Source organism: Citrobacter sp. 172116965 (genome assembly GCF_013458095.1).
Lineage (GTDB): Bacteria > Pseudomonadota > Gammaproteobacteria > Enterobacterales > Enterobacteriaceae > Citrobacter > Citrobacter braakii.
Genome location: NZ_CP046673.1, coordinates 2,930,788 through 2,950,673, shown reverse-complemented (window position 1 = coordinate 2,950,673; position 19,886 = coordinate 2,930,788). Strand labels below are relative to the sequence as shown.

Below are 19,886 nucleotides of genomic sequence, written 5' to 3'. Positions count from 1 at the left end.
TATCCCTATTCTGGAGATATTCCTTTGATCAACGTTTTTCTTGTTGATGACCACGAACTGGTGCGCGCAGGGATACGACGCATTCTTGAAGATATAAAAGGCATTAAAGTTGTCGGCGAGGCGTGCTGCGGTGAAGATGCGGTAAAATGGTGCCGCTCAAATTCCGTTGACGTTGTGCTGATGGACATGAATATGCCCGGTATTGGTGGCCTTGAGGCAACGCGTAAAATTGCGCGTTCAACGGCTGACATTAAAGTGATCATGCTGACTGTCCATACCGAAAACCCGTTACCTGCAAAAGTCATGCAGGCGGGAGCCGCGGGCTATCTCAGTAAGGGGGCTGCGCCCCAGGAGGTCGTGAGTGCGATTCGTTCGGTTTATTCTGGCCAACGTTATATTGCCTCCGATATCGCTCAGCAGATGGCGCTTAGCCAGATTGAGCCTGAGAAAACGGAAACCCCGTTTGCCAGTTTGTCTGAACGTGAGTTGCAGATTATGCTGATGATCACCAAAGGTCAGAAGGTCAATGAGATCTCAGAGCAACTGAATCTTAGTCCTAAAACGGTGAACAGCTATCGCTATCGAATGTTCAGTAAATTAAACATTCACGGCGATGTTGAGCTGACTCACCTGGCAATTCGCCATGGCCTGTGTAATGCGGAGACATTAACAAGCCAGTGACCGATCAGTTTGATGCCAAAGCGTTCCTGAAAACCGTGACCAGTCAGCCCGGCGTTTATCGTATGTATGATGGCGCCGGGACGGTCATCTACGTCGGGAAAGCGAAAGACCTGAAAAAAAGGCTTTCCAGCTACTTCCGTAGCAACCTCGCATCGCGTAAGACCGAAGCACTGGTCGCGCAAATACAGCAGATTGATGTCACGGTAACGCACACCGAAACCGAGGCGTTATTGCTTGAGCACAACTACATCAAGCTGTATCAGCCGCGTTATAACGTTTTGCTGCGCGACGATAAATCCTATCCTTTTATTTTCCTCAGCGGCGATACCCATCCTCGCCTGGCAATGCATCGCGGGGCCAGGCATGCCAAAGGCGAGTACTTTGGACCGTTTCCTAACGGCTACGCTGTACGCGAAACGCTGGCGTTGCTGCAGAAAATCTTCCCTATTCGTCAGTGCGAAAATAGTGTTTATCGCAATCGCTCGCGGCCCTGTCTGCAATATCAGATTGGCCGCTGCCTCGGTCCGTGTGTGGCGGGTCTGGTGAGTGAGGAAGAGTATGCGCAGCAGGTTGATTACGTTCGTCTGTTCCTGTCCGGGAAAGACGATCAGGTATTAACGCAGCTGATCGCCCGGATGGAAAAGGCCAGCCAAAATCTCGAGTTTGAAGAGGCTGCCCGCATTCGTGACCAAATTCAGGCCGTACGCCGCGTGACCGAAAAACAGTTTGTCTCTAATACCGGAGACGATCTGGACGTCATCGGCGTGGCGTTTGACGCCGGCATGGCCTGTGTGCACGTGCTGTTTATTCGCCAGGGTAAAGTGTTAGGCAGTCGTAGCTATTTCCCGAAAGTACCAGGTGGAACAGAACTCGGCGAGGTCGTTGAAACCTTTGTCGGACAGTTTTATCTGCAGGGAAGTCAGATGCGCACCTTACCCGGTGAGATCCTGCTCGATTTTAATCTTAGCGATAAAACCCTGCTGGCAGACTCTTTGTCTGAGCTGGCCGGGCGGAAGATCAACGTTCAGACGAAACCGCGAGGCGATCGCGCACGATATCTGAAGCTGGCGCGTACCAACGCGGCGGTGGCGTTAACCACAAAACTTTCCCAGCAGTCGACCATTACTCAACGCCTGACGGCGCTGGCATCAGTACTGAAGTTACCCGCAGTGAAACGCATGGAGTGCTTTGATATTAGCCACACGATGGGCGAGCAGACGGTAGCCTCCTGCGTGGTATTCGATGCCAATGGACCACTGCGCGCCGAGTATCGCCGCTATAACATCACGGGTATTACGCCGGGTGATGATTATGCGGCAATGAATCAGGTTCTCCGTCGGCGCTACGGTAAGGCGATTGAAGAAAGTAAGATTCCGGACGTCATATTGATCGACGGCGGGAAAGGTCAACTGGGGCAGGCGAAAGCCGTGTTTGCTGAGCTGGACGTTCCCTGGGACAAACAGCACCCGCTTTTGTTGGGCGTGGCAAAAGGGGCCGATCGTAAAGCAGGCCTGGAAACGTTGTTCTTTGAGCCGGAAGGTGAGGGCTTTAGCCTACCGCCGGATTCGCCTGCATTGCACGTTATCCAGCATATCCGCGATGAATCTCACGATCATGCAATAAGCGGGCACCGTAAAAAACGGGCGAAGGTGAAAAGTACCAGCACGCTGGAGACTATTGAAGGTGTCGGGCCGAAGCGTCGGCAGATGTTGTTGAAATATATGGGCGGTTTGCAAGGGCTTCGTAACGCGAGTATTGAAGAAATTGCAAAAGTGCCGGGTATTTCGCAAGCTCTGGCAGAAAAGATCTTCTACTCGTTGAAACATTAGGCCCTCTGTAGCAACATAGGGGTAATTTTACTGACAACAGATAGTTATCCGTCATATGCAATTTAATATCCCTACGTTGCTCACGCTGTTTCGCGTCATCCTGATCCCATTCTTTGTATTGGCTTTTTATCTGCCATTCACCTGGGCTCCCTTCGTTTGTGCGCTGATCTTCTGTATTGCGGCGGTCACCGACTGGTTTGACGGCTATCTGGCGCGTCGCTGGAACCAAAGCACGCGTTTTGGCGCCTTCCTCGATCCGGTGGCTGATAAGGTACTGGTGGCTATCGCGATGGTGCTGGTGACCGAGCACTATCACAGCTGGTGGGTAACGCTTCCTGCCGCCACGATGATCGCGCGTGAAATTATTATCTCTGCGCTGCGTGAGTGGATGGCTGAACTGGGTAAACGTAGCAGTGTGGCGGTGTCCTGGATCGGCAAAGTGAAAACCACTTCGCAAATGGCCGCGCTCGCATGGCTGCTGTGGCGTCCAAATATTTGGGTAGAGTACGCCGGGATCGCACTTTTCTTCGTCGCCGCGATACTGACGTTGTGGTCAATGTTCCAGTATTTGAGCGCTGCGTGGGGAGATTTGCTTGAACAGTGATCGTTTCGGCGCAAATTTCAGCAAACGATCGTCAGTGGTGAAAAATATCGTTGACTCATTGCGTCAGGTAAGTAGAATGCAACGCATCGAACGGCAGCACTGATTGCCAGACGATAACAAAATCAAGTGATTAACAAAGTTACTTGGTGATGCGGGAATAGCTCAGTTGGTAGAGCACGACCTTGCCAAGGTCGGGGTCGCGAGTTCGAGTCTCGTTTCCCGCTCCAAATTAAAGACATCGGCAATAGCGGATGTCGGCTGAAAAGCCAGAAGATTTCGGCGCGTTAGCAAAGCGGTTATGTAGCGGATTGCAAATCCGTCTAGTCCGGTTCGACTCCGGAACGCGCCTCCAATTTCTTCCCGAGCCCGGATGGTGGAATCGGTAGACACAAGGGATTTAAAATCCCTCGGCGTTCGCGCTGTGTGGGTTCAAGTCCCACTCCGGGTACCATGGGAAAGAAAAGAATAATCAAAGCAATAAGCAGTGTCGTGAAACCACCTACGGGTGGTTTTTTTGTTTTTGTTTATTGCGTTCATCATCCTGCTTCATTTCTCTTTTTCCTCTTACTTCATTTTGATTTCTGTCAGAGTATGACATGCCCCAAAATATGTTTTCCGGTATTATTAGCCCATTAATTGCCAATGCTGAATGCTGGTGCAATCACTCTCGTAATTGGATGATTCATGAATAATAAAATCAGTCAGGATACTATCAACAAAGCCCTGTGGTCCGCGTGCGACACCTTCCGTGGCACCATCAGTGCTGATACTTACAAAGACTTTATCCTTACCATGCTGTTCCTCAAGTACATTTCGGATGTCTGGCAAGATCACTACGACGAATATAAAGAACAATATGGTGATACGCCGGAGCTGATTGAAGCGATGATGGCGAATGAACGCTTCGTGTTGCCAAAAATCGCCAGTTTCTATGCTCTGTATGAGCGCCGTCATGAACCGGGCAACGGCGAGCGTATCGATCAGGCATTGCATGCGATTGAAGAAGCCAATGGCACCAAACTGAAAGACGCCGGGAAAAGTGTCTTCCAGGATATTTCGTTTAACACTGACCGCTTGGGTGAAGAAAAACAGAAGAACACCATCCTGCGCCAGTTGCTGGAAGACTTCTCCGGTGAAGATCTCAACCTGAAGCCGAGCCGTGTAGGTACGCTGGACGTTATCGGTAATGCTTACGAATATCTGATCAAAAACTTTGCCGCCAGCGGTGGGCAGAAAGCAGGTGAGTTCTATACTCCGCCGGAAGTCTCGGATCTGATTGCTGAACTGCTCGATCCGCAACCGGGTGATACCATCTGCGACCCGGCCTGTGGTTCCGGTTCTTTGCTAATGAAGTGCGGGCGTAAAATTGTCTCAGGACATGATAGCCGCAATTATGCGTTGTTCGGTCAGGAAGCGATTGGCTCCACGTGGTCGCTGGCGAAAATGAACATGTTCCTGCACGGCGAAGACAATCACAAAATCGAGTGGGGTGATACTATTCGTAACCCGAAGCTGCTCGATAAAAATGGCGACCTGATGCTGTTTGATATCGTGACGGCTAACCCACCGTTCAGCCTGGATAAGTGGGGCCATGACGAGGCCGAGAACGATAAGTTTGGTCGTTTCCGTCGCGGTGTACCGCCAAAGACTAAAGGAGATTACGCCTTTATCTCGCATATGATCGAAACCCTGAAACCGGGAACGGGGCGTATGGGCGTAGTGGTGCCACACGGGGTGCTTTTCCGTGGCTCCAGCGAAGGTAAAATTCGCCAGAAACTGATCGACGAAAATCTGCTGGATGCGGTGATTGGCCTACCTGAAAAACTGTTCTACGGTACGGGTATTCCGGCTGCGATTCTGATTTTTAAGAAGCAGAAAGTGGATGACAAGGTGCTGTTTATCGATGCCAGCCGTGAATTTAAGGCGGGCAAAAACCAGAACCAGCTCAGCGAAGAAAACATTGAGAAAATCGTCAAGACCTACCGCGATGGCGATAACGTCGAGAAATACTCTTATCTTGCGAGCCTGAAAGAGATTCAGGGCAATGACTATAACCTCAATATCCCTCGTTATGTGGATACATTTGAGGAAGAGGACGAGATTGATTTACTGGCCGTGCGTGCTGAGCGTGAGCAACTGAAAGTTGAACTGGCGAAGCTGGAAACGGAGATGGCAGGTTACCTGAAGGAGTTGGGTTATGGTGCCTAAGGGATGGAACAGCTGGATATTAAGTGATATTTGTAGAAAGCAAATATCATATGGGATTGTACAGACAGGGGATAATTTGCCCAACGGTATACCATGTCTTCGAGTTGTGGATCTCACACGAGATGTCATGCGTCTTGAGGATATGATTAGGACACCTGAAGAGACAAATAAAGCATACAGAAAAACAATACTGGAGAAAGATGAAATCGTAATGGCATTGCGTGGAGAGATTGGATTAGCACGTATTATTGACGATAATCTTGTCGGCGCAAACATTACTAGAGGTTTGGCAAGGATCTCTCCTGAAACTAAAGTTGTTCTTCCCGAGTTCTTACTGTGGGAACTTCGTTCCCCTCAATTCCGGGCAGATTTAATACGGAGAGTCGGTGGATCTGCATTACAAGAAATATCTCTGACAGAATTACGGAAGGTAAGAACATTATTACCCCCCCTTCTTGAACAGAAAAAAATCGCCCAAATTCTGTCAACCTGGGATAAGGCGATTTCGGTGACGGAAAAGCTTCTCACCAACAGCCAACAGCAGAAAAAAGCCCTGATGCAGCAATTGCTTACCGGGAAGAAACGGTTACTGGATGAGAATGGGGTGAGGTTTAGCACGGAGTGGGAGTTTAAAAAAATAAGTGAAGTAGCAACGCGAGTTCAACGTAAAAATGATGCTGCCGAACATCCTATTTTAACAATATCATCTTTATCCGGATTTGTCCGGCAGGATGAGCGTTATAGCCGTTATATGGCGGGAGAAAGTGTGAAAAATTATATCCTGCTTAAAAAAGGTGAGTTTGCATATAACAAAGGAAACTCAAAAACATACGAGTTCGGATGTGTTTTTGATCTTGAAGCATATGAAGCAGGACTGGTACCCCATGTCTATGTTTGCTTTAGATTAAAAAATGGGCTCAGTCACCGTTATTTTAAATATTTATTTGAGGCTGATTATCTCAAGCCACAGTTAGGGGCGCTAGTTAATACTGGGGTCCGAAATAATGGTTTATTAAATATCAAACCGACAGAGTTTATGCAAACAAAAGTCCCTGTTCCATGTTTTGAAGAGCAGGAAAGCATCGCTGATATGTTATATAACTCCAGCAGGACGATACGTGTTCTTCAGGATAAACTCGCCTGCTTGAAAGATGAGAAAAAAGCTCTAATGCAACAGTTACTGACCGGAAAACGTCGTGTCAAAGTAGAAGCTGAAGAAGCCGTTAGTGCATAACGCGAAGAACAAGGAACGCTCATGAACCTGCCGTACACGCCTAAATTTCAGGAAGAATACAGCGCTAAAATTCCGGCGCTGACGTTACTGACCAGCCTCGGCTGGACGTTTTTACCCCCGAAACAGATTATGGATTATCGGGGCTATAAACAGGATGAGGTAGTGCTGCGTCCGGTTCTGCGTGAGGCGTTGTCGAAGCGTTCCTTTATGGCAGGCGGTAAAACTTGCTCATTATCGGAAAAGGCGCTGGATAACCTGATATCTCAGGTCTGTTCTCCGGCGCTGAACGAAGGGCTGCTGAAAGCCAATGAGCGGATGTACAACCATTTGCTCTACGGTATCGCGGTTACCGAGTTTGTCGATAGCAAAAAGGTGAACCCTACCATTGCGCTGATTGACTGGGAACATCCGGAAAATAACCAGTTCCACTTCACTGAAGAATTTACGGTATTGCGCTCAGGCGGTGTTGAAACCCGCAGACCGGATATTGTCTGTTTTGTGAATGGTATCCCGTTGGCAGTCATTGAAGCGAAAAGCCCGGCAGGTCACGGTAAGAAAGGGCCAACCATTGACGAGGGGATATCACAGAGCATCCGTAACCAGCTCAACGATGAAATCCCGCAACTGTTTGCCTTTAGCCAGCTATTGCTTTCAATTAACGGGCATGACGGGCGCTACGGTACCTGCCATACGCCAATGAAATTCTGGGCAGCATGGCGCGAAGAGGATATTACCGATGCGCAAATGTATGCTCTGCGCAACCATCAGTTATCGATTGAACAAATTCATGCGTTGTTTGATCATCGTCCTTCAGCCGATCTCGACTGGTACCAGCAGTTAATCGCCGCTGGTGAACTGGCCGTCAGCGGGCAGGATAAGCTGCTTATCAGCCTGCTTTCGCCGGAACGTCTGCTGGAGATGACCCGCTTCTTCACCCTGTTTGATAAAAAGACTGGGAAAATTGTTGCCCGCTATCAGCAGGTGTTCGGGATAAAAAGACTGCTGGAACGCATCAGTACTCGCAGACCGGATGGGGGCAGGGAAGGTGGGGTGATCTGGCATACCACGGGTTCCGGCAAATCGTACACTATGGTGTTCCTCAGCAAGGCACTGATTCTTCATGACAGCCTGAAGCAGTGTCGTATTGTGGTGGTGACGGATCGTGTAGACCTTGAAGGGCAGCTCAGCGGCACTTTCGCCTCTGGTGGCGAACTGGCCGGGAAGGATGATAAGGCCAAAGCGATGGCGACCTCAGGTCAGAAGCTGGCACAGCAGATTGGCTCTGGTAAAGAACGTATAATCTTTACTCTTATCCAGAAATTTAACTCAGCGACAAAATTGCCTGAATGCGTTAATACCAGCCCTGACATCATCGTTCTGATTGATGAAGGACACCGCAGCCAGGGTGGTGAGAACCATGTGCGAATGAAACTGGCCCTGCCGAATGCCGCCTTTGTGGCATTTACCGGTACGCCATTGCTGAAAGAAGATAAGACCACCAATAAATTCGGGCCGATTGTCCACGCTTATACCATGCAGCGGGCGGTAGAAGATAAAGCCGTTACACCTTTGCTGTATGAAGAACGTATTCCCGACCTTGAGGTTAACGATCGGGCAATAGATGCCTGGTTTGACCGTATTACCGATGGATTAAGCGAAGCGCAAAAAGCCGACCTTAAACGTAAATATGCCCGTAAAGGTGAGGTCTACAGTGCAGATGACCGCATCCGGCTGATCGCACTCGATATCGCCACACACTTCTCGAAGAATATTGATGAGGGGCTGAAAGGGCAACTTGCCTGCGACAGCAAGATTTCCGCCATCAAATATAAAAAGTATCTTGATGAAGCCGGGTTGTTTGAGTCAGCTGTAGTTATCAGCCCGCCGGATACCCGGGAAGGGAATACCGAGGTGGATGAAAGCAAACTGCCGGAAGTGACGAAATGGTGGAAGGATAATGTCGGCACGCAGGATGAGTCTGTGTATACCCGCAATATCATTAGCCGTTTCGATACAGATGATAAGCTCAAATTGCTGATCGTCGTTGATAAACTGCTCACCGGGTTTGATGAACCGAAGAATACCGTGCTGTATATCGACAAGCCGCTTAAATCCCATAACCTTATCCAGGCGATTGCCCGAGTGAACCGGTTGCACCCACTGAAAAAGTTTGGCCTGCTGATTGATTATCGCGGCATTCTGGCTGAGCTGGACACGACTATCGGTAAATATCAGGATCTCGCCTCCCGAACTCAAGGAGGATACGACATCAAGGATATTGATGGGTTGTACAGCGCCATGAGTTCTGAATACAAGCGGCTGCCACATCTCTATAACCAACTGTGGGCCATATTTGCCGGTGTCAAAAACAAGAATGATACTGAACAGTTGCGTGCAGTTCTGGTGCCTAAAATGGAAGAACATGACGGAGAGATGGTCGATATCCATCAGAAAATCCGTGATGATTTCTTCGAGGCGTTAACGGCCTTTGCCGGATGCCTGAAAGTGGCACTGCAGTCCGCCACCTTCTTCACCGACAAGAGCTTTACGGAACAAGACCGAAATCTCTATAAAGAAACCGTAAAACAGATGTCCAGCCTGCGCCAGTGGGCAATGCAGGTCAGCGGCGAGCAGGTCAATTATGACGACTACGCGGAGCAGGTGAAAAAACTGCTGGATAAGCATGTCACCGGCGTTGAGGTTCGTGAACCGGATGGCGTGTTTGAAGTCGGTAAAATGGGCAAGAGCGAAAAGCCAGAAGAGTGGGACAACAATAAAACCCGCAATGAAACCGACATCATTAAAACCCGTGTGACGAAGATGATTGAGCAGGAACTGCGTGATGACCCGTACGCTCAGGAGGCTTTTTCAAAACTCCTGCGTATGGCTATCGAAGAAGCAGAAAAACTGTTCGACCATCCACTGAAACAATACCTCTTATTCCGTGAGTTTGAAGACAAAGTTGAAGCCCGTAAGCTCAGCGATATCCCGGATGCCCTGGCGGTAAACAAGCATGCTCAGGCGTATTATGGTGTTTTTAAAAAAGAGCTACCTGAGGTTTTTGCGGTAAACGACGATCAGGTGCAGGATAAGTGGACAAAACTTGCTTTTGAAGTGGACAGCATTATCGTCAAAGCGGTGGCAGAAAACTCCCTGAACCCTCAGGATATCGAGAAAGTAGTCAAGACAAATCTCTTACCGTTACTGTTTACGGCCTGCCGGGAAATAGGTGCCGGAATGAATCAGGTTAACCGTATCGTGGAAACCATCATCCAGATACTGCGCGTTGGTTTAATGAAATCATGAGTGAAAAAGAGTCGCCAGCAATGAAAGCGATACGCATTGTCTATGGTGATGAGGTCATCGTCGTACAGTGTGTTCCGCGTCAGGTCGTTAAGGGCAGGGTGCTCATCAAGGTGCATCCCGACTGTCGAGTTGTGGCCTCTGTACCGCCAGAAACACCTGAGCACGAGGTGTTGTCTGCGCTGAAAAAACGAGGGCGCTGGATTTATCAGCAACTGCGTGAATTCAGGGAGCAACAGACGCACATTGTTCCGCGTCAGTATGTCAGCGGAGAAAGCCATTATTATCTTGGCAAGCAGTATCAGTTGAAAGTGACAGAAGATGCTTCTATGCCCCAACGAGTCAAAATGTTGCGAGGGCGTCTGGAAGTGACGGTCAGACACAAATCGGCTGAAAAAGTGAAAGCGTTGCTGGCCGAATGGTATCGGGAACGTGCCAGAGATGTCTTTCAACGCAGGCTTGATTCACTGATACCGCAGACCCTTTGGGTTAGTGAGCGTCCTCCGATACGTTTGCGGGCGATGCAAACGCAATGGGGAAACTGTTCTGCGAAAGGCTGTCTGACCCTGAATCCATGGCTGGTTAAGGCATCCTCAGAATGTATCGACTATGTCTTGTTGCATGAGTTATGCCATGTTGCTGAACACAACCACAGCGAGGAGTTTTACCGTCTGATGGGGCAGGTTATGCCGGGCTGGGAAAAGGTCAAGAAACGGCTGGACGGGATGGCTGGGATGTTGTTGGCGGATATGTGATTTTGGGGCTGATTTTCATTTAGAAACTAACCGGGGAAGTTATGTATTCGCTATCGAAGTATGTTTTTTATACCACTCTGATTCTTTATGTCCTGACATTACTAACTGTCAGCTATGTTGGTGTCTATTTAACTTATGTGGCTATTCCGGTGATTGTTGTTTCTGGATTATTAATGAAACTTCTCGGTAAAAGAAAGAGTAAATCAGGAGAAGTATCAAATGTTGTAGCCAGGGTGCTCAATGATACAAATGTCGGGCTGGAACGTTTTAATGAAGGCATGCACTGGTTCAATGAGAAAAACAGAATCATAAATGAAAAAACAAAACCTCTTAACGAACAAATTCATGCAATAAGAATGAAAATGATTGAGCCGGAGGTAAAGTTAAAATATGAAAGTGACCCTGAAAAAAGAAAAACACTTAATGCTTTAATTGGAAGTATGGAAAAAGATATCAGGATTATAGAATCCCAGAAAGATGAAATTAAAATGGCGATAGAGATAGATATTGCCCGCAAGAGGATTAATGAATAATGTTTGAGTTTTCTGCATGGATATTGATTAATAGTGACAGTTTTCAATAACTAAAATATCAAACAAATGGCATAGTAAACATGATTGTTAAAGGGAGGTTGAATTGCATTCTGAAGCGTTGGCTATCGAATTTATTGAACAACTGAAAGGCATCTCGGTTGAGGATGATGTTGAATTCAATTTTTTTGAATTGGGAGGTTCCGGATATCTCGAAAACCCAACAACGGATTTGATGGCTTTGTTTATGGGAGCCCAGAAAATGGTGCCGCCATGGTTGCTAAAAGCATTGTTATGTTGCCTGGATGATTCCCTCGATGTTGATGAAATTGATTTCACCTCTCTGGAATTAATGAGAGAGGCCAGAACAGAGGATGGGAAATATCTTGATATTCTTATCAGACATGATGAATTCATCATAGGTATTGAGCATAAAGTTTTGGCTGATACATATAATCCTTTTCCCAGCTATGTAAGTCTCATTGATAGTTACGGCGGCAACAATCAAAATCTATTTCGCTGTATATTAAAGCCTGACGGTAACAGTGCTAAAGGCGTAGACGGTTGGCAACTGATCAATTATTCACTGCTGCAGGAAACCGCCATTCGACGTCTGGGGTTGGAGATGATGAATCAAGAGTTCAGCAAGTGGACTGTTTTTTATCAGGAGTTTTTAAGTCATCTTAAAAAATTGAGTGAGGTTAGTATGGATAAGGTATCTGATAAAAATGTGGAGTTTGTCACTGAAAATTTCTCAGCTTTGATAAAATCGGTTCAACTGCTGGAAATGTACCAAAATGCTATCACCGAGGAAGCTAAATCGGTTGTCTCAGAGGTATTGCCTGATATTCATATTGCAACAGGTATTAATAACTGGAAGGGTTACTATAAAGCAATTCATCTGATGCCGGGATGCTGGGGGCAAGGTAAAACAGGAATTACGTTAGTTTATCGCCCTTCAGAGGATGGACGAGATGAAGCTGAGTTCTACGTATATGGATGGATACATTCAGATGATTACCCTGAAGTTAATGCACTAAAAGAAGAAATAAGAGTTGCTTTAAGTGCTGGAGATTTCATTCCAACAGCTAGCCCTGAGGACTATGAAGTATCAATTACTGGGAAGGGGAAAGTGCTTGAACTGAGTTTTTGGGGGAATACGAGAAGCAAAAAAGATGCACTGGTTCTACTTAAGGATATGACTAAGTGGATGGACTCAAAAATAAGAACATAAAGTAATATGACTGAGTGATGACGATTTTTTTAAATTGTGGATTATTAGGCTGGTAATTGAAGCGCCGAATAGACAGATATTGGAATAAAAGGAGAATATTCAAATGATTTATCAGTGTGATACTTGCAGTAGAACGACTTTTGAGATTAATTGTCCATGGTGTAGTGGAGTTTCGCCTGTAAAAACGTCTGCATGGGGTTCAGCATCATCGACCTCACAAGCAATAGATATACAACGTATGACACCATTGAATCCATCGTTTTATCCCGAATTTCAGTATCGTTCAAAGGGTGTTCTTAAAGATCTATTTGGGAAAAAGAAAGAACAAACTCAGCTTAATCAATTGCTTGAAAATGTTCTCGAAAAATACTCCAATTTAAAAGATCCATATTTTACTAACTTCATTTACACTTCCAGATTCTCACATAATAATAAATCTGAAGCAGATTTCTCAACAGATAATGGCACATACTCCGAATTACAACTTTTCCGCGAGGTGTTGGTCAGAAAAGGGTTCAATGAGCTTGAGGAGTTACCTGAGCTATTAGATAAATTACTCCTTACCACGTCATTTAACGCTCTTTATTATGGTTTCGCTAAGGAAGTTAAACGGCATATTAAATCTACACTTACTGAATCCTTGAAGTCATGGATTGAGGAAGCGGGCACCACTTTTCGGGCAGATCTTTCATTATTTCTATTCTATATATGGAGTAATAATATAGAGTTCTCATCAGTAGAATTCAATGAAAAAGCAGAGGCCACGCCTGGTGTCCCTTTGGTTTTATTTGAGGAAGTTAAAAAATACTTGGCAGTGTGCGAACGTATTTATTTTGATATTCTGGTTGATAGATTAGCTACACGCCTTGAGCATTTTAACCCTAATAAATTCGTCACCATGTATTTAGTTGATGCAATGGATGGTTTCCAGTTCGAAGATTTCCTTGTGGAAATATTCCAGACTATGGGTTATGACGTCAAAGAAACCAAGAGAACGCAAGATCAGGGTGCAGATCTTTTCGTCACTCGATTTGGTAAGGATATGGTTATTCAGGCGAAAAATTATTCTGGTTCTGTAGGTAACTCGGCGGTGCAGCAGGTGATCTCGGCTAAAACGTTCTATGGTTGTGATGAGGCGATGGTAGTGACTAATTCCTACTTCACACGCTCTGCCAAAGAATTAGCTGAATCAGCCTTGGTACGTTTGATCGACAGGGATGAACTGCAAAAGTATCTGGATGATTACAATCAGAAGATAATTGAAGACTTCCAGTCAAACTCGTAACTTTGCAGTCATATAGATATAGCAAAGGACAGGTAGGCCTCCGTGAGAGGGGGACTTACCTGTGCAGATTCTGTCCTCAAAGTTATCCAAGTCTATCTATTTACTGCCAATTACAGTAAAATGAGTAAACAATTACAGCAAAGTTTCGCAATGCACTGCTATGTAACTCATTGATCCTGCGTAGAATTTAAAATCCCTCGGCGTTCGCGCTGTGTGGGTTCAAGTCCCACTCCGGGTACCATGGGAAAGAAAAGAATAATCAAAGCAATAAGCAGTGTCGTGAAACCACCTACGGGTGGTTTTTTTGTGCCTGAAATTTCCCGCTTCTCGCTCAGCGAACCTTCAAGATAAGAAATCCCCTGGCTTTCATCCTTTGTGCATCACAGGCATTTGGGGTGTAACGCAAGCATATCACCCTGACGGGCGCAACACAGGTACGCCAACGCTATTGCAACTCTTACCGGTCTTGAACTAACAGGTTAGATGAAAACAAGCAGAGTTACTATCAGCGTGCAGCATGAGCTCTTAAGGCCCGTCAGCCAGTCGTTGAGATAGATTTTCTGATACATATGAAACTCTCCCTGTTTTGAAATTCTCTTTTATGATTCCAGAAGTCAGGAGGGGCGGCTACAGGTCATGAGAGATAAACGTTCGCAGCCGAGGGGCCTCGAAGACCATTTATTCGACAAAACTCAACGCGTAATCCGGGGATGAGTACTTCTGAGTCACGGAGACTTAAGGCTGAAATGTGAAGCTGTACATCTTTGCGACCATCGGAGGGGGAGATAAGGCCTTTACCGCTCTTGCAGTCAAAGGCTTTGACAATTCCTGTCATTTTACGAGACAAAAAAATTCCTTAAAGCTAATAACGTGTTGCACTATACACATACCCCGGGATAATGCCAGAAATATTTTTCAGCTATCGTGAGATCTGGATAGCTAAAATAAACATTGATTATTATATACGCCCGTGCGTTAATGGTCGCGTCGGTTTGAAGAACAGACAAAATACAAAGTAGTTTACTAAAGCAGTTCTCATTTCAGGTGTTTTATATTTATCCCTTCTTTGAGTCTCCCCACTAAGCACTAAGTAGTTTCTGTAATAAAACCATGTTCGCCGGAAGGCCAAATTAAGGAATACAAAATGTCAAAAAAGATGAATGGTTTAGTAAAATGGTTTAATGCCGATAAGGGATTCGGTTTTATTTCTCCTGTTGACGGTAGTAAAGATTTATTTGTACATTTTTCTGCTATCCAGAGCGATAATTTCCGCACCTTGTTTGAAGGGCAAAAAGTCTCATACTCCATTGAGAATGGTACTAAAGGTCCGGTTGCTGGCAATGTAGTTATTACAGAGTAAATCCTTTATTGTCTGTATGCGATAACGAAGAAGGCTAAAGCCTGAGTAGACATACTGACAGAAGCAATGGATGTATTGTTGGGTCAGTAGAGATGAAATGTTACTGATCCGGCATTCAGGGCAACGGTCAGCATATTTCATCTCTCTTTTGCATGAGAAAGTATGCTGACCATTGTGAGTACGTGTAGGTTCGCTGCACGAAAAGTCTAACCGCTTGCTTTGCACGGCAACGTACGCAAGGGGATAGCTTTTCCCAGATATCACCATAATTTTTATTTTTTAAATATGAAAATACTAAACCCGCAGCCAGCGGGTTTTCTATTATCTGTAGCTTGATAAATCTTAAAATACAGATGTGGTGATTCTGTTCCAGAAATAGAGTCTAAAACGGATTCAGGCTGCTTCTTTTTGGTTTGTCTGGAATACTTTATTGCAATGAGGACAGATTAAAAGAGAACCTTTTTGAACTCTTGAAAAACTGTGTTCAGATTGTTGGGTACAGTTTGGGCAGGTGCATTTGACAAGATAGTTGCGGCGTGATTTAGAGTCTTTACGTTCTGACATAGGCTTTTCCTTGAGTGGATGAACTTCAACCATACCCTAATTTGTCCAAAAAATCTTAACTTTATGATGTTTTGGATATGTAAATATAAAGAAAAGGTATCGCAAAGAGCCTGATGATAAGGGCGGCTTCCCAAATTTATTTCTGTAATCCTCAATCTCCCTGGCTGCGTGGTTCTAATGAAAATACGAACAGATTGCTCAGACAGTATTTTCCAAAAGGAGCTGGCTTATCGGTTCGCAGCCAGCAAAGAATTAACATTGTTGCATCCAGCGGTTGAACGCACAGCAAAAAGCGGACGTTTTTGAGCTCAGTAAAAAAGGCCGTTATATTTTGGCCTGATTGACGCGAGATGAAAGCTCCTGATGGCTCTCTTTTCGTTCGCTGTAGCGATCGGCAAGGTAATCGGTTTGCCCCTTGAGCAGCAGCGTGATTTTAAACAACTCCTCGGCTACATCGACGATACGATCATACCAGGACGAAGGTTTCATTCGCCCGTTCTCATCGAATTCTTGCCAGGCTTTGGCTATTGAGGACTGGTTAGGGATCGTGAACATCCTCATCCAGCGCCCAAGGATACGCATCTGGTTCACGGCGTTAAAAGATTGAGACCCGCCGCAGACCTGCATCACCGCCAGTGTTTTTCCCTGTGAAGGGCGAACGGCCCCTTCGCTTAAGGGTATCCAGTCGATCTGTGCCTTCATCACCGCACTCATTGCCCCATGCCGCTCCGGGGAACTCCACACCATCCCATCACACCATCTGACCAGCTCGCGCAGCTCGGTGACTTTTGGGTGCGTATCTGGGGCATCATCCGGCAGGGGTAAACCTGAGGGATTAAACAGTCTTACTTCCGCCCCCATCGCCGTCAGCAGGCGTCCCGCTTCTTCTGCGGCAAAACGACTGTAAGAACGCTCTCTTACCGAGCCATACAGAATCAGTATGCGTGGCGGTTCCTGGAGCTGCAGGCGTTCAGCAATCTGCTGATCGAAGCAATCAGCATTCAGTGCAGGAAAGTGTTCCATTTTTTACTCCTCCGGGAGGTTCTGTGATTTCAAATTCAACACATATGATTTATCATATATGTATTCTAAAGGGAACGGAGTAAAAAATGCTACAGCCAGTTCAGCTTTTTAAAATCCTGTCGGATGAAACCCGTCTCGCCATTGTTATGCTTCTCCGGGAATCCGGCGAACTGTGCGTATGCGATATATGCGCGGCGACCTCTGTATCACAGCCTAAAATCTCTCGCCACATGGCTATTCTGCGAGAAGCGGAGCTGGTGCTTGACCGCCGGGAAGGCAAATGGATTCACTACCGTCTGTCTCCCCACATGCCTGCGTGGGCCGCTGAGACGATCACGACGTCCTGGCAGTGTCTGAGGAAAGATGTGGGTGAATGGCTGAAAAAATCAGCCTGCACATCCTGTTGAGAGAATTTTTTACATACACATAATCATATATAAAGGAATCTAAAATGCTTTTGGCAGGGAGTATTTTTATACTGACGCTGGTCCTGGTCATCTGGCAGCCCAGAGGTCTCAGCATTGGCTGGAGCGCAAGTATCGGAGCCTTACTGGCACTGGGGACGGGGGTCATCCACATTGATGATATTCCCGTAGTCTGGAATATCGTCTGGAACGCAACAGCGGCATTCATCGCGGTGATTATCATCAGCCTGCTGCTCGATGAGTCCGGTTTCTTTGAATGGGCCGCGCTGCATGTCTCCCGCTGGGGTAACGGGCGTGGTCGCCTGCTGTTTACCTGGATAATACTGCTTGGCGCTGCTGTTGCTGCGCTGTTTGCTAACGACGGTGCAGCACTGATACTGACGCCGATTGTGATTGCGATGCTACTCGCCCTGGGGGTCAGCCAGGCGACGACGCTGGCCTTTGTCATGGCTGCAGGATTTATCGCAGATACTGCCAGCCTGCCGCTGATTGTCTCTAACCTGGTCAATATTGTCTCGGCGGATTTCTTCGGCCTGGGCTTTACACAGTATGCCTCCGTGATGGTCCCTGTGAACCTGGCGGCCATTGCTGCCACGTTGGTCATGCTCCATCTCTTCTTCCGCCGCGATATCCCGGCCAGATATGACGTTTCACTGCTCAAGATGCCCGCCAGTGCGATTAAAGATCCGGCGACGTTCAGGGCGGGCTGGATTGTTCTGCTGTTCCTGTTGGTCGGTTTCTTTGTTCTGGAGCCGCTGGGGATCCCTGTAAGCGCGATAGCAGCAGTTGGGGCTGCGGTGCTGTTCGTGGTAGCCAAGCGTGGCCACGCTATTAATACCGGGAAAGTGCTGCGCGGGGCGCCCTGGCAGATCGTGATTTTCTCGCTGGGTATGTATATGGTCGTCTACGGCCTGCGTAATGCAGGACTCACCGAGTATCTTTCTGCTGTACTCAATATGCTGGCAGACAAAGGTTTATGGGCTGCCACGTTCGGTACCGGCTTCCTGACTGCCTTCTTGTCGTCTGTGATGAACAATATGCCGACGGTGCTGATTGGTGCATTGTCCATAGACGGGAGTGCTGCGACCGGCGTCGTCAAAGAGGCGATGATTTATGCCAATGTGATTGGCTGCGATTTAGGTCCTAAAATCACCCCGATAGGCAGTTTGGCAACTCTGCTGTGGCTTCATGTGTTGGCACAGAAAAATATGACCATCACCTGGGGATATTACTTCCGCACCGGCATTATCATGACTCTGCCCGTGCTGTTCGTCACTCTGGCCGCGCTGGCGTGGCGGCTCTTTGTCACTTTGTAATGAGATACTGATATGAGCAACATTACCATCTATCACAACCCGGCCTGTGGCACTTCACGTAACACGCTGGAGATGATCCGTAACAGCGGTAACGAACCAACTATTATTTATTATCTCGATACGCCCCCGACTCGTGATGAACTGACCAAACTGATTTCAGATATGGGCATTTCAGTACGCGCATTGCTGCGTAAGAACGTTGAACCTTATGAGCAGCTTGGTCTTGATGAAGATAAGTTTTCTGATGAGCAGTTGATCGATTTTATGATTCAGCATCCGATCCTGATTAATCGGCCGATTGTAGTGACGCCGCTTGGCACGCGTCTTTGTCGTCCCTCAGAAATTGTGCTGGATATTTTACCTGAAGGTCAGAAAGGCTCTTTTACCAAAGAGGATGGCGAAAAGGTCATTGACGAAACGGGGAAACGGGTTAAGTAATCTTTCCGCTTAATATTATCGGGTGCCTGTTGACTTCATACCGGTGCCTGCTCTTTGCTGATAACCCTCGTTCACGACTGGAGAAGCGTATTTGCGGGGGATCAAAACAGGTTCATTAGCCTGCCCACTTGCCTGAAGAGACATTTGTCTCACTCCGAATGCATTTCGTTTATCAATTATTGAAATAAATATATACATAATAGTTTTTGATTAGCAGAACTTACCGATGCAGGTCAGTTGAGGCAATTTCATTTCCCTTAGGGTAAGAGTCAAAAACTATCATGAAACAAGAGCTTGTATTGACAGATGAAGACTTACTTGCACGAGGTAACGATCGTTACGTCTTTCAGCATCCACAGGATAGTAACCTGCTGATCAAAATCGTTATTTCAGATATTGCGAACTATAAAAGCAAGTTACGGGAAGTCTTCCGGGACCTCAAAGAATGCAAGCCTGGCCATCAAACAGACTCTCTTTATATGCAAAAGATCGAAGGCCTTGTTGAAACAAATAAAGGTGTAGGGCAGATCACTGTGAAGGAGTGCGATGAGCATGGCAACCTTGCTCAAACTCTTTATCAGCTTGCTCTCAAAAACGAACTCGATGACAGCAAATTGCAGAAGCTGAATGCTTTTTTAGCCTGGTTTGTCAGCACCAAAGTCATTATTAACTCCCTGCATTGTAAAAACATTGTTTATGCCTGGGATAGCGAGCGTCAGGATTATCGCTTCAAAGTTATTGACGGGTTTGGTGACAAAACGTTTTTTCAACTCAGTAAGCTTTCGCAATCAGTTCGCGATAAGAATAAAATCAAATGTCTCAAGCGGATGCTTAACGATTTGAACGGTCTGCAACAAGCTTAACCACGCAGGTTAAAAATAATCGAATCACCAGTTTTCTGTTGCCGGACTTCCGATCCCGCATACCTGATTAACAAAGGTGTTTACGCAGAAGTAAGTTACATATTAACTTCTTGAAAAATATTCTGAACTGCTCGGCGTTCGTGCTGTGTGGGGGCAAATCCCACACCGGAACCATGGGAAAGAATAGAACAATCAAAGCAATAAGCAGTGTCGCGAAACCACCTACGGGTGGTT

18 protein-coding genes, 3 tRNA genes and 1 pseudogene are annotated in these 19,886 nt (G+C 46.6%); 19 read left to right on the top strand and 3 right to left on the bottom strand.

What is annotated here, in order from left to right:
* Nucleotides 1-24 precede the first annotated feature (24 nt).
* The 13 genes from uvrY to GPJ68_RS14300 all read left to right on the top strand — a co-directional run bounded on the left by uvrY (nt 25) and on the right by GPJ68_RS14300 (nt 13,663).
* Nucleotides 25-681: a UvrY/SirA/GacA family response regulator transcription factor gene (gene uvrY / locus GPJ68_RS14360; protein WP_006684079.1), complete on the top strand. Its 657-nt coding sequence runs from the start codon at nt 25-27 to the stop codon at nt 679-681.
* A complete protein-coding gene (uvrC, locus tag GPJ68_RS14355) occupies nt 678-2,510 on the top strand; it encodes an excinuclease ABC subunit UvrC (protein ID WP_180836777.1) in 1,833 nt (610 codons plus the stop codon). The genes uvrY and uvrC overlap by 4 nt, the downstream gene beginning before the upstream one ends.
* A gap of 55 nt (nt 2,511-2,565) precedes the next feature.
* Complete coding sequence (pgsA, locus tag GPJ68_RS14350; protein ID WP_016153472.1) at nt 2,566-3,114, top strand: CDP-diacylglycerol--glycerol-3-phosphate 3-phosphatidyltransferase; 549 nt, start codon at nt 2,566-2,568, stop codon at nt 3,112-3,114.
* 151 nt (nt 3,115-3,265) lie between these two features.
* Nucleotides 3,266-3,341, top strand: a tRNA-Gly gene (locus tag GPJ68_RS14345).
* 51 nt (nt 3,342-3,392) lie between these two features.
* Nucleotides 3,393-3,466 (top strand) — tRNA-Cys (locus GPJ68_RS14340).
* A gap of 12 nt (nt 3,467-3,478) precedes the next feature.
* Nucleotides 3,479-3,565, top strand: a tRNA-Leu gene (locus GPJ68_RS14335).
* A 233-nt stretch (nt 3,566-3,798) separates the two neighbouring features.
* The gene (locus tag GPJ68_RS14330; RefSeq protein ID WP_104651511.1) at nt 3,799-5,322 is read left to right on the top strand and encodes a type I restriction-modification system subunit M; all 1,524 of its coding nucleotides are present in this window, start codon (nt 3,799-3,801) and stop codon (nt 5,320-5,322) included.
* Nucleotides 5,312-6,556 (top strand): restriction endonuclease subunit S, encoded by a 1,245-nt coding sequence (locus GPJ68_RS14325; protein ID WP_172860491.1) that lies wholly within the window; start codon nt 5,312-5,314, stop codon nt 6,554-6,556. Before GPJ68_RS14330 ends, GPJ68_RS14325 begins: the two co-directional genes overlap by 11 nt.
* A gap of 21 nt (nt 6,557-6,577) precedes the next feature.
* Entirely contained in the window at nt 6,578-9,862 is a 3,285-nt protein-coding gene (locus GPJ68_RS14320) for a type I restriction endonuclease subunit R (RefSeq protein WP_104652393.1), read from the top strand.
* A complete protein-coding gene (locus GPJ68_RS14315) occupies nt 9,859-10,614 on the top strand; it encodes a M48 family metallopeptidase (protein ID WP_104652394.1) in 756 nt (251 codons plus the stop codon). The genes GPJ68_RS14320 and GPJ68_RS14315 overlap by 4 nt, the downstream gene beginning before the upstream one ends.
* Nucleotides 10,615-10,655: 41 nt before the next feature.
* Complete coding sequence (locus GPJ68_RS14310; protein WP_104652395.1) at nt 10,656-11,147, top strand: hypothetical protein; 492 nt, start codon at nt 10,656-10,658, stop codon at nt 11,145-11,147.
* A 103-nt stretch (nt 11,148-11,250) separates the two neighbouring features.
* Nucleotides 11,251-12,378 carry a PD-(D/E)XK nuclease family protein gene (locus tag GPJ68_RS14305; RefSeq protein ID WP_104652396.1) on the top strand — a complete coding sequence of 376 codons (1,128 nt, stop codon included), beginning with the start codon at nt 11,251-11,253 and terminating at the stop codon, nt 12,376-12,378.
* Between the two features lie 103 nt (nt 12,379-12,481).
* Nucleotides 12,482-13,663 (top strand): restriction endonuclease, encoded by a 1,182-nt coding sequence (locus GPJ68_RS14300; protein ID WP_103774905.1) that lies wholly within the window; start codon nt 12,482-12,484, stop codon nt 13,661-13,663.
* A 634-nt stretch (nt 13,664-14,297) separates the two neighbouring features.
* On the opposite strand, the gene cspH is transcribed toward GPJ68_RS14300, so the two are convergent.
* Nucleotides 14,298-14,510 (bottom strand): cold shock-like protein CspH, encoded by a 213-nt coding sequence (cspH, locus tag GPJ68_RS14295; protein ID WP_049040548.1) that lies wholly within the window; start codon nt 14,508-14,510, stop codon nt 14,298-14,300.
* Between the two features lie 297 nt (nt 14,511-14,807).
* Here cspH and cspA point away from each other — a divergent pair, with 297 nt between their 5' ends.
* On the top strand, nt 14,808-15,023 hold the full coding sequence (cspA, locus tag GPJ68_RS14290) for an RNA chaperone/antiterminator CspA (protein ID WP_016153470.1): 216 nt from the start codon (nt 14,808-14,810) through the stop codon (nt 15,021-15,023).
* A 393-nt stretch (nt 15,024-15,416) separates the two neighbouring features.
* Here cspA and GPJ68_RS14285 read toward each other — a convergent pair whose 3' ends face one another.
* Nucleotides 15,417-15,587 (bottom strand): YnfU family zinc-binding protein, encoded by a 171-nt coding sequence (locus GPJ68_RS14285; RefSeq protein WP_162835200.1) that lies wholly within the window; start codon nt 15,585-15,587, stop codon nt 15,417-15,419.
* Between the two features lie 131 nt (nt 15,588-15,718).
* Here GPJ68_RS14285 and GPJ68_RS24985 point away from each other — a divergent pair.
* Nucleotides 15,719-15,853: pseudogene (locus GPJ68_RS24985) on the top strand (IS30 family transposase); the annotation flags it as partial.
* Between the two features lie 58 nt (nt 15,854-15,911).
* On the opposite strand, the gene arsH reads toward GPJ68_RS24985, so the two are convergent.
* Nucleotides 15,912-16,610: an arsenical resistance protein ArsH gene (arsH, locus tag GPJ68_RS14280; protein ID WP_016156832.1), complete on the bottom strand. Its 699-nt coding sequence runs from the start codon at nt 16,608-16,610 to the stop codon at nt 15,912-15,914.
* Nucleotides 16,611-16,696: 86 nt separating this feature from the next.
* Between arsH and GPJ68_RS14275 the strand changes: the two genes are divergently transcribed.
* The 4 genes from GPJ68_RS14275 to GPJ68_RS14260 all read left to right on the top strand — a co-directional run bounded on the left by GPJ68_RS14275 (nt 16,697) and on the right by GPJ68_RS14260 (nt 19,652).
* Nucleotides 16,697-17,017: a transcriptional regulator gene (locus GPJ68_RS14275; RefSeq protein WP_049040547.1), complete on the top strand. Its 321-nt coding sequence runs from the start codon at nt 16,697-16,699 to the stop codon at nt 17,015-17,017.
* 44 nt (nt 17,018-17,061) lie between these two features.
* Nucleotides 17,062-18,351 carry an arsenic transporter gene (locus tag GPJ68_RS14270; RefSeq protein WP_104652397.1) on the top strand — a complete coding sequence of 430 codons (1,290 nt, stop codon included), beginning with the start codon at nt 17,062-17,064 and terminating at the stop codon, nt 18,349-18,351.
* A 12-nt stretch (nt 18,352-18,363) separates the two neighbouring features.
* Nucleotides 18,364-18,789 carry a glutaredoxin-dependent arsenate reductase gene (arsC, locus tag GPJ68_RS14265; protein ID WP_019077061.1) on the top strand — a complete coding sequence of 142 codons (426 nt, stop codon included), beginning with the start codon at nt 18,364-18,366 and terminating at the stop codon, nt 18,787-18,789.
* Between the two features lie 281 nt (nt 18,790-19,070).
* Nucleotides 19,071-19,652, top strand: coding sequence for a YrbL family protein (locus tag GPJ68_RS14260; RefSeq protein ID WP_172860489.1), 582 nt, complete (start codon nt 19,071-19,073; stop codon nt 19,650-19,652).
* Nucleotides 19,653-19,886 lie beyond the last annotated feature (234 nt).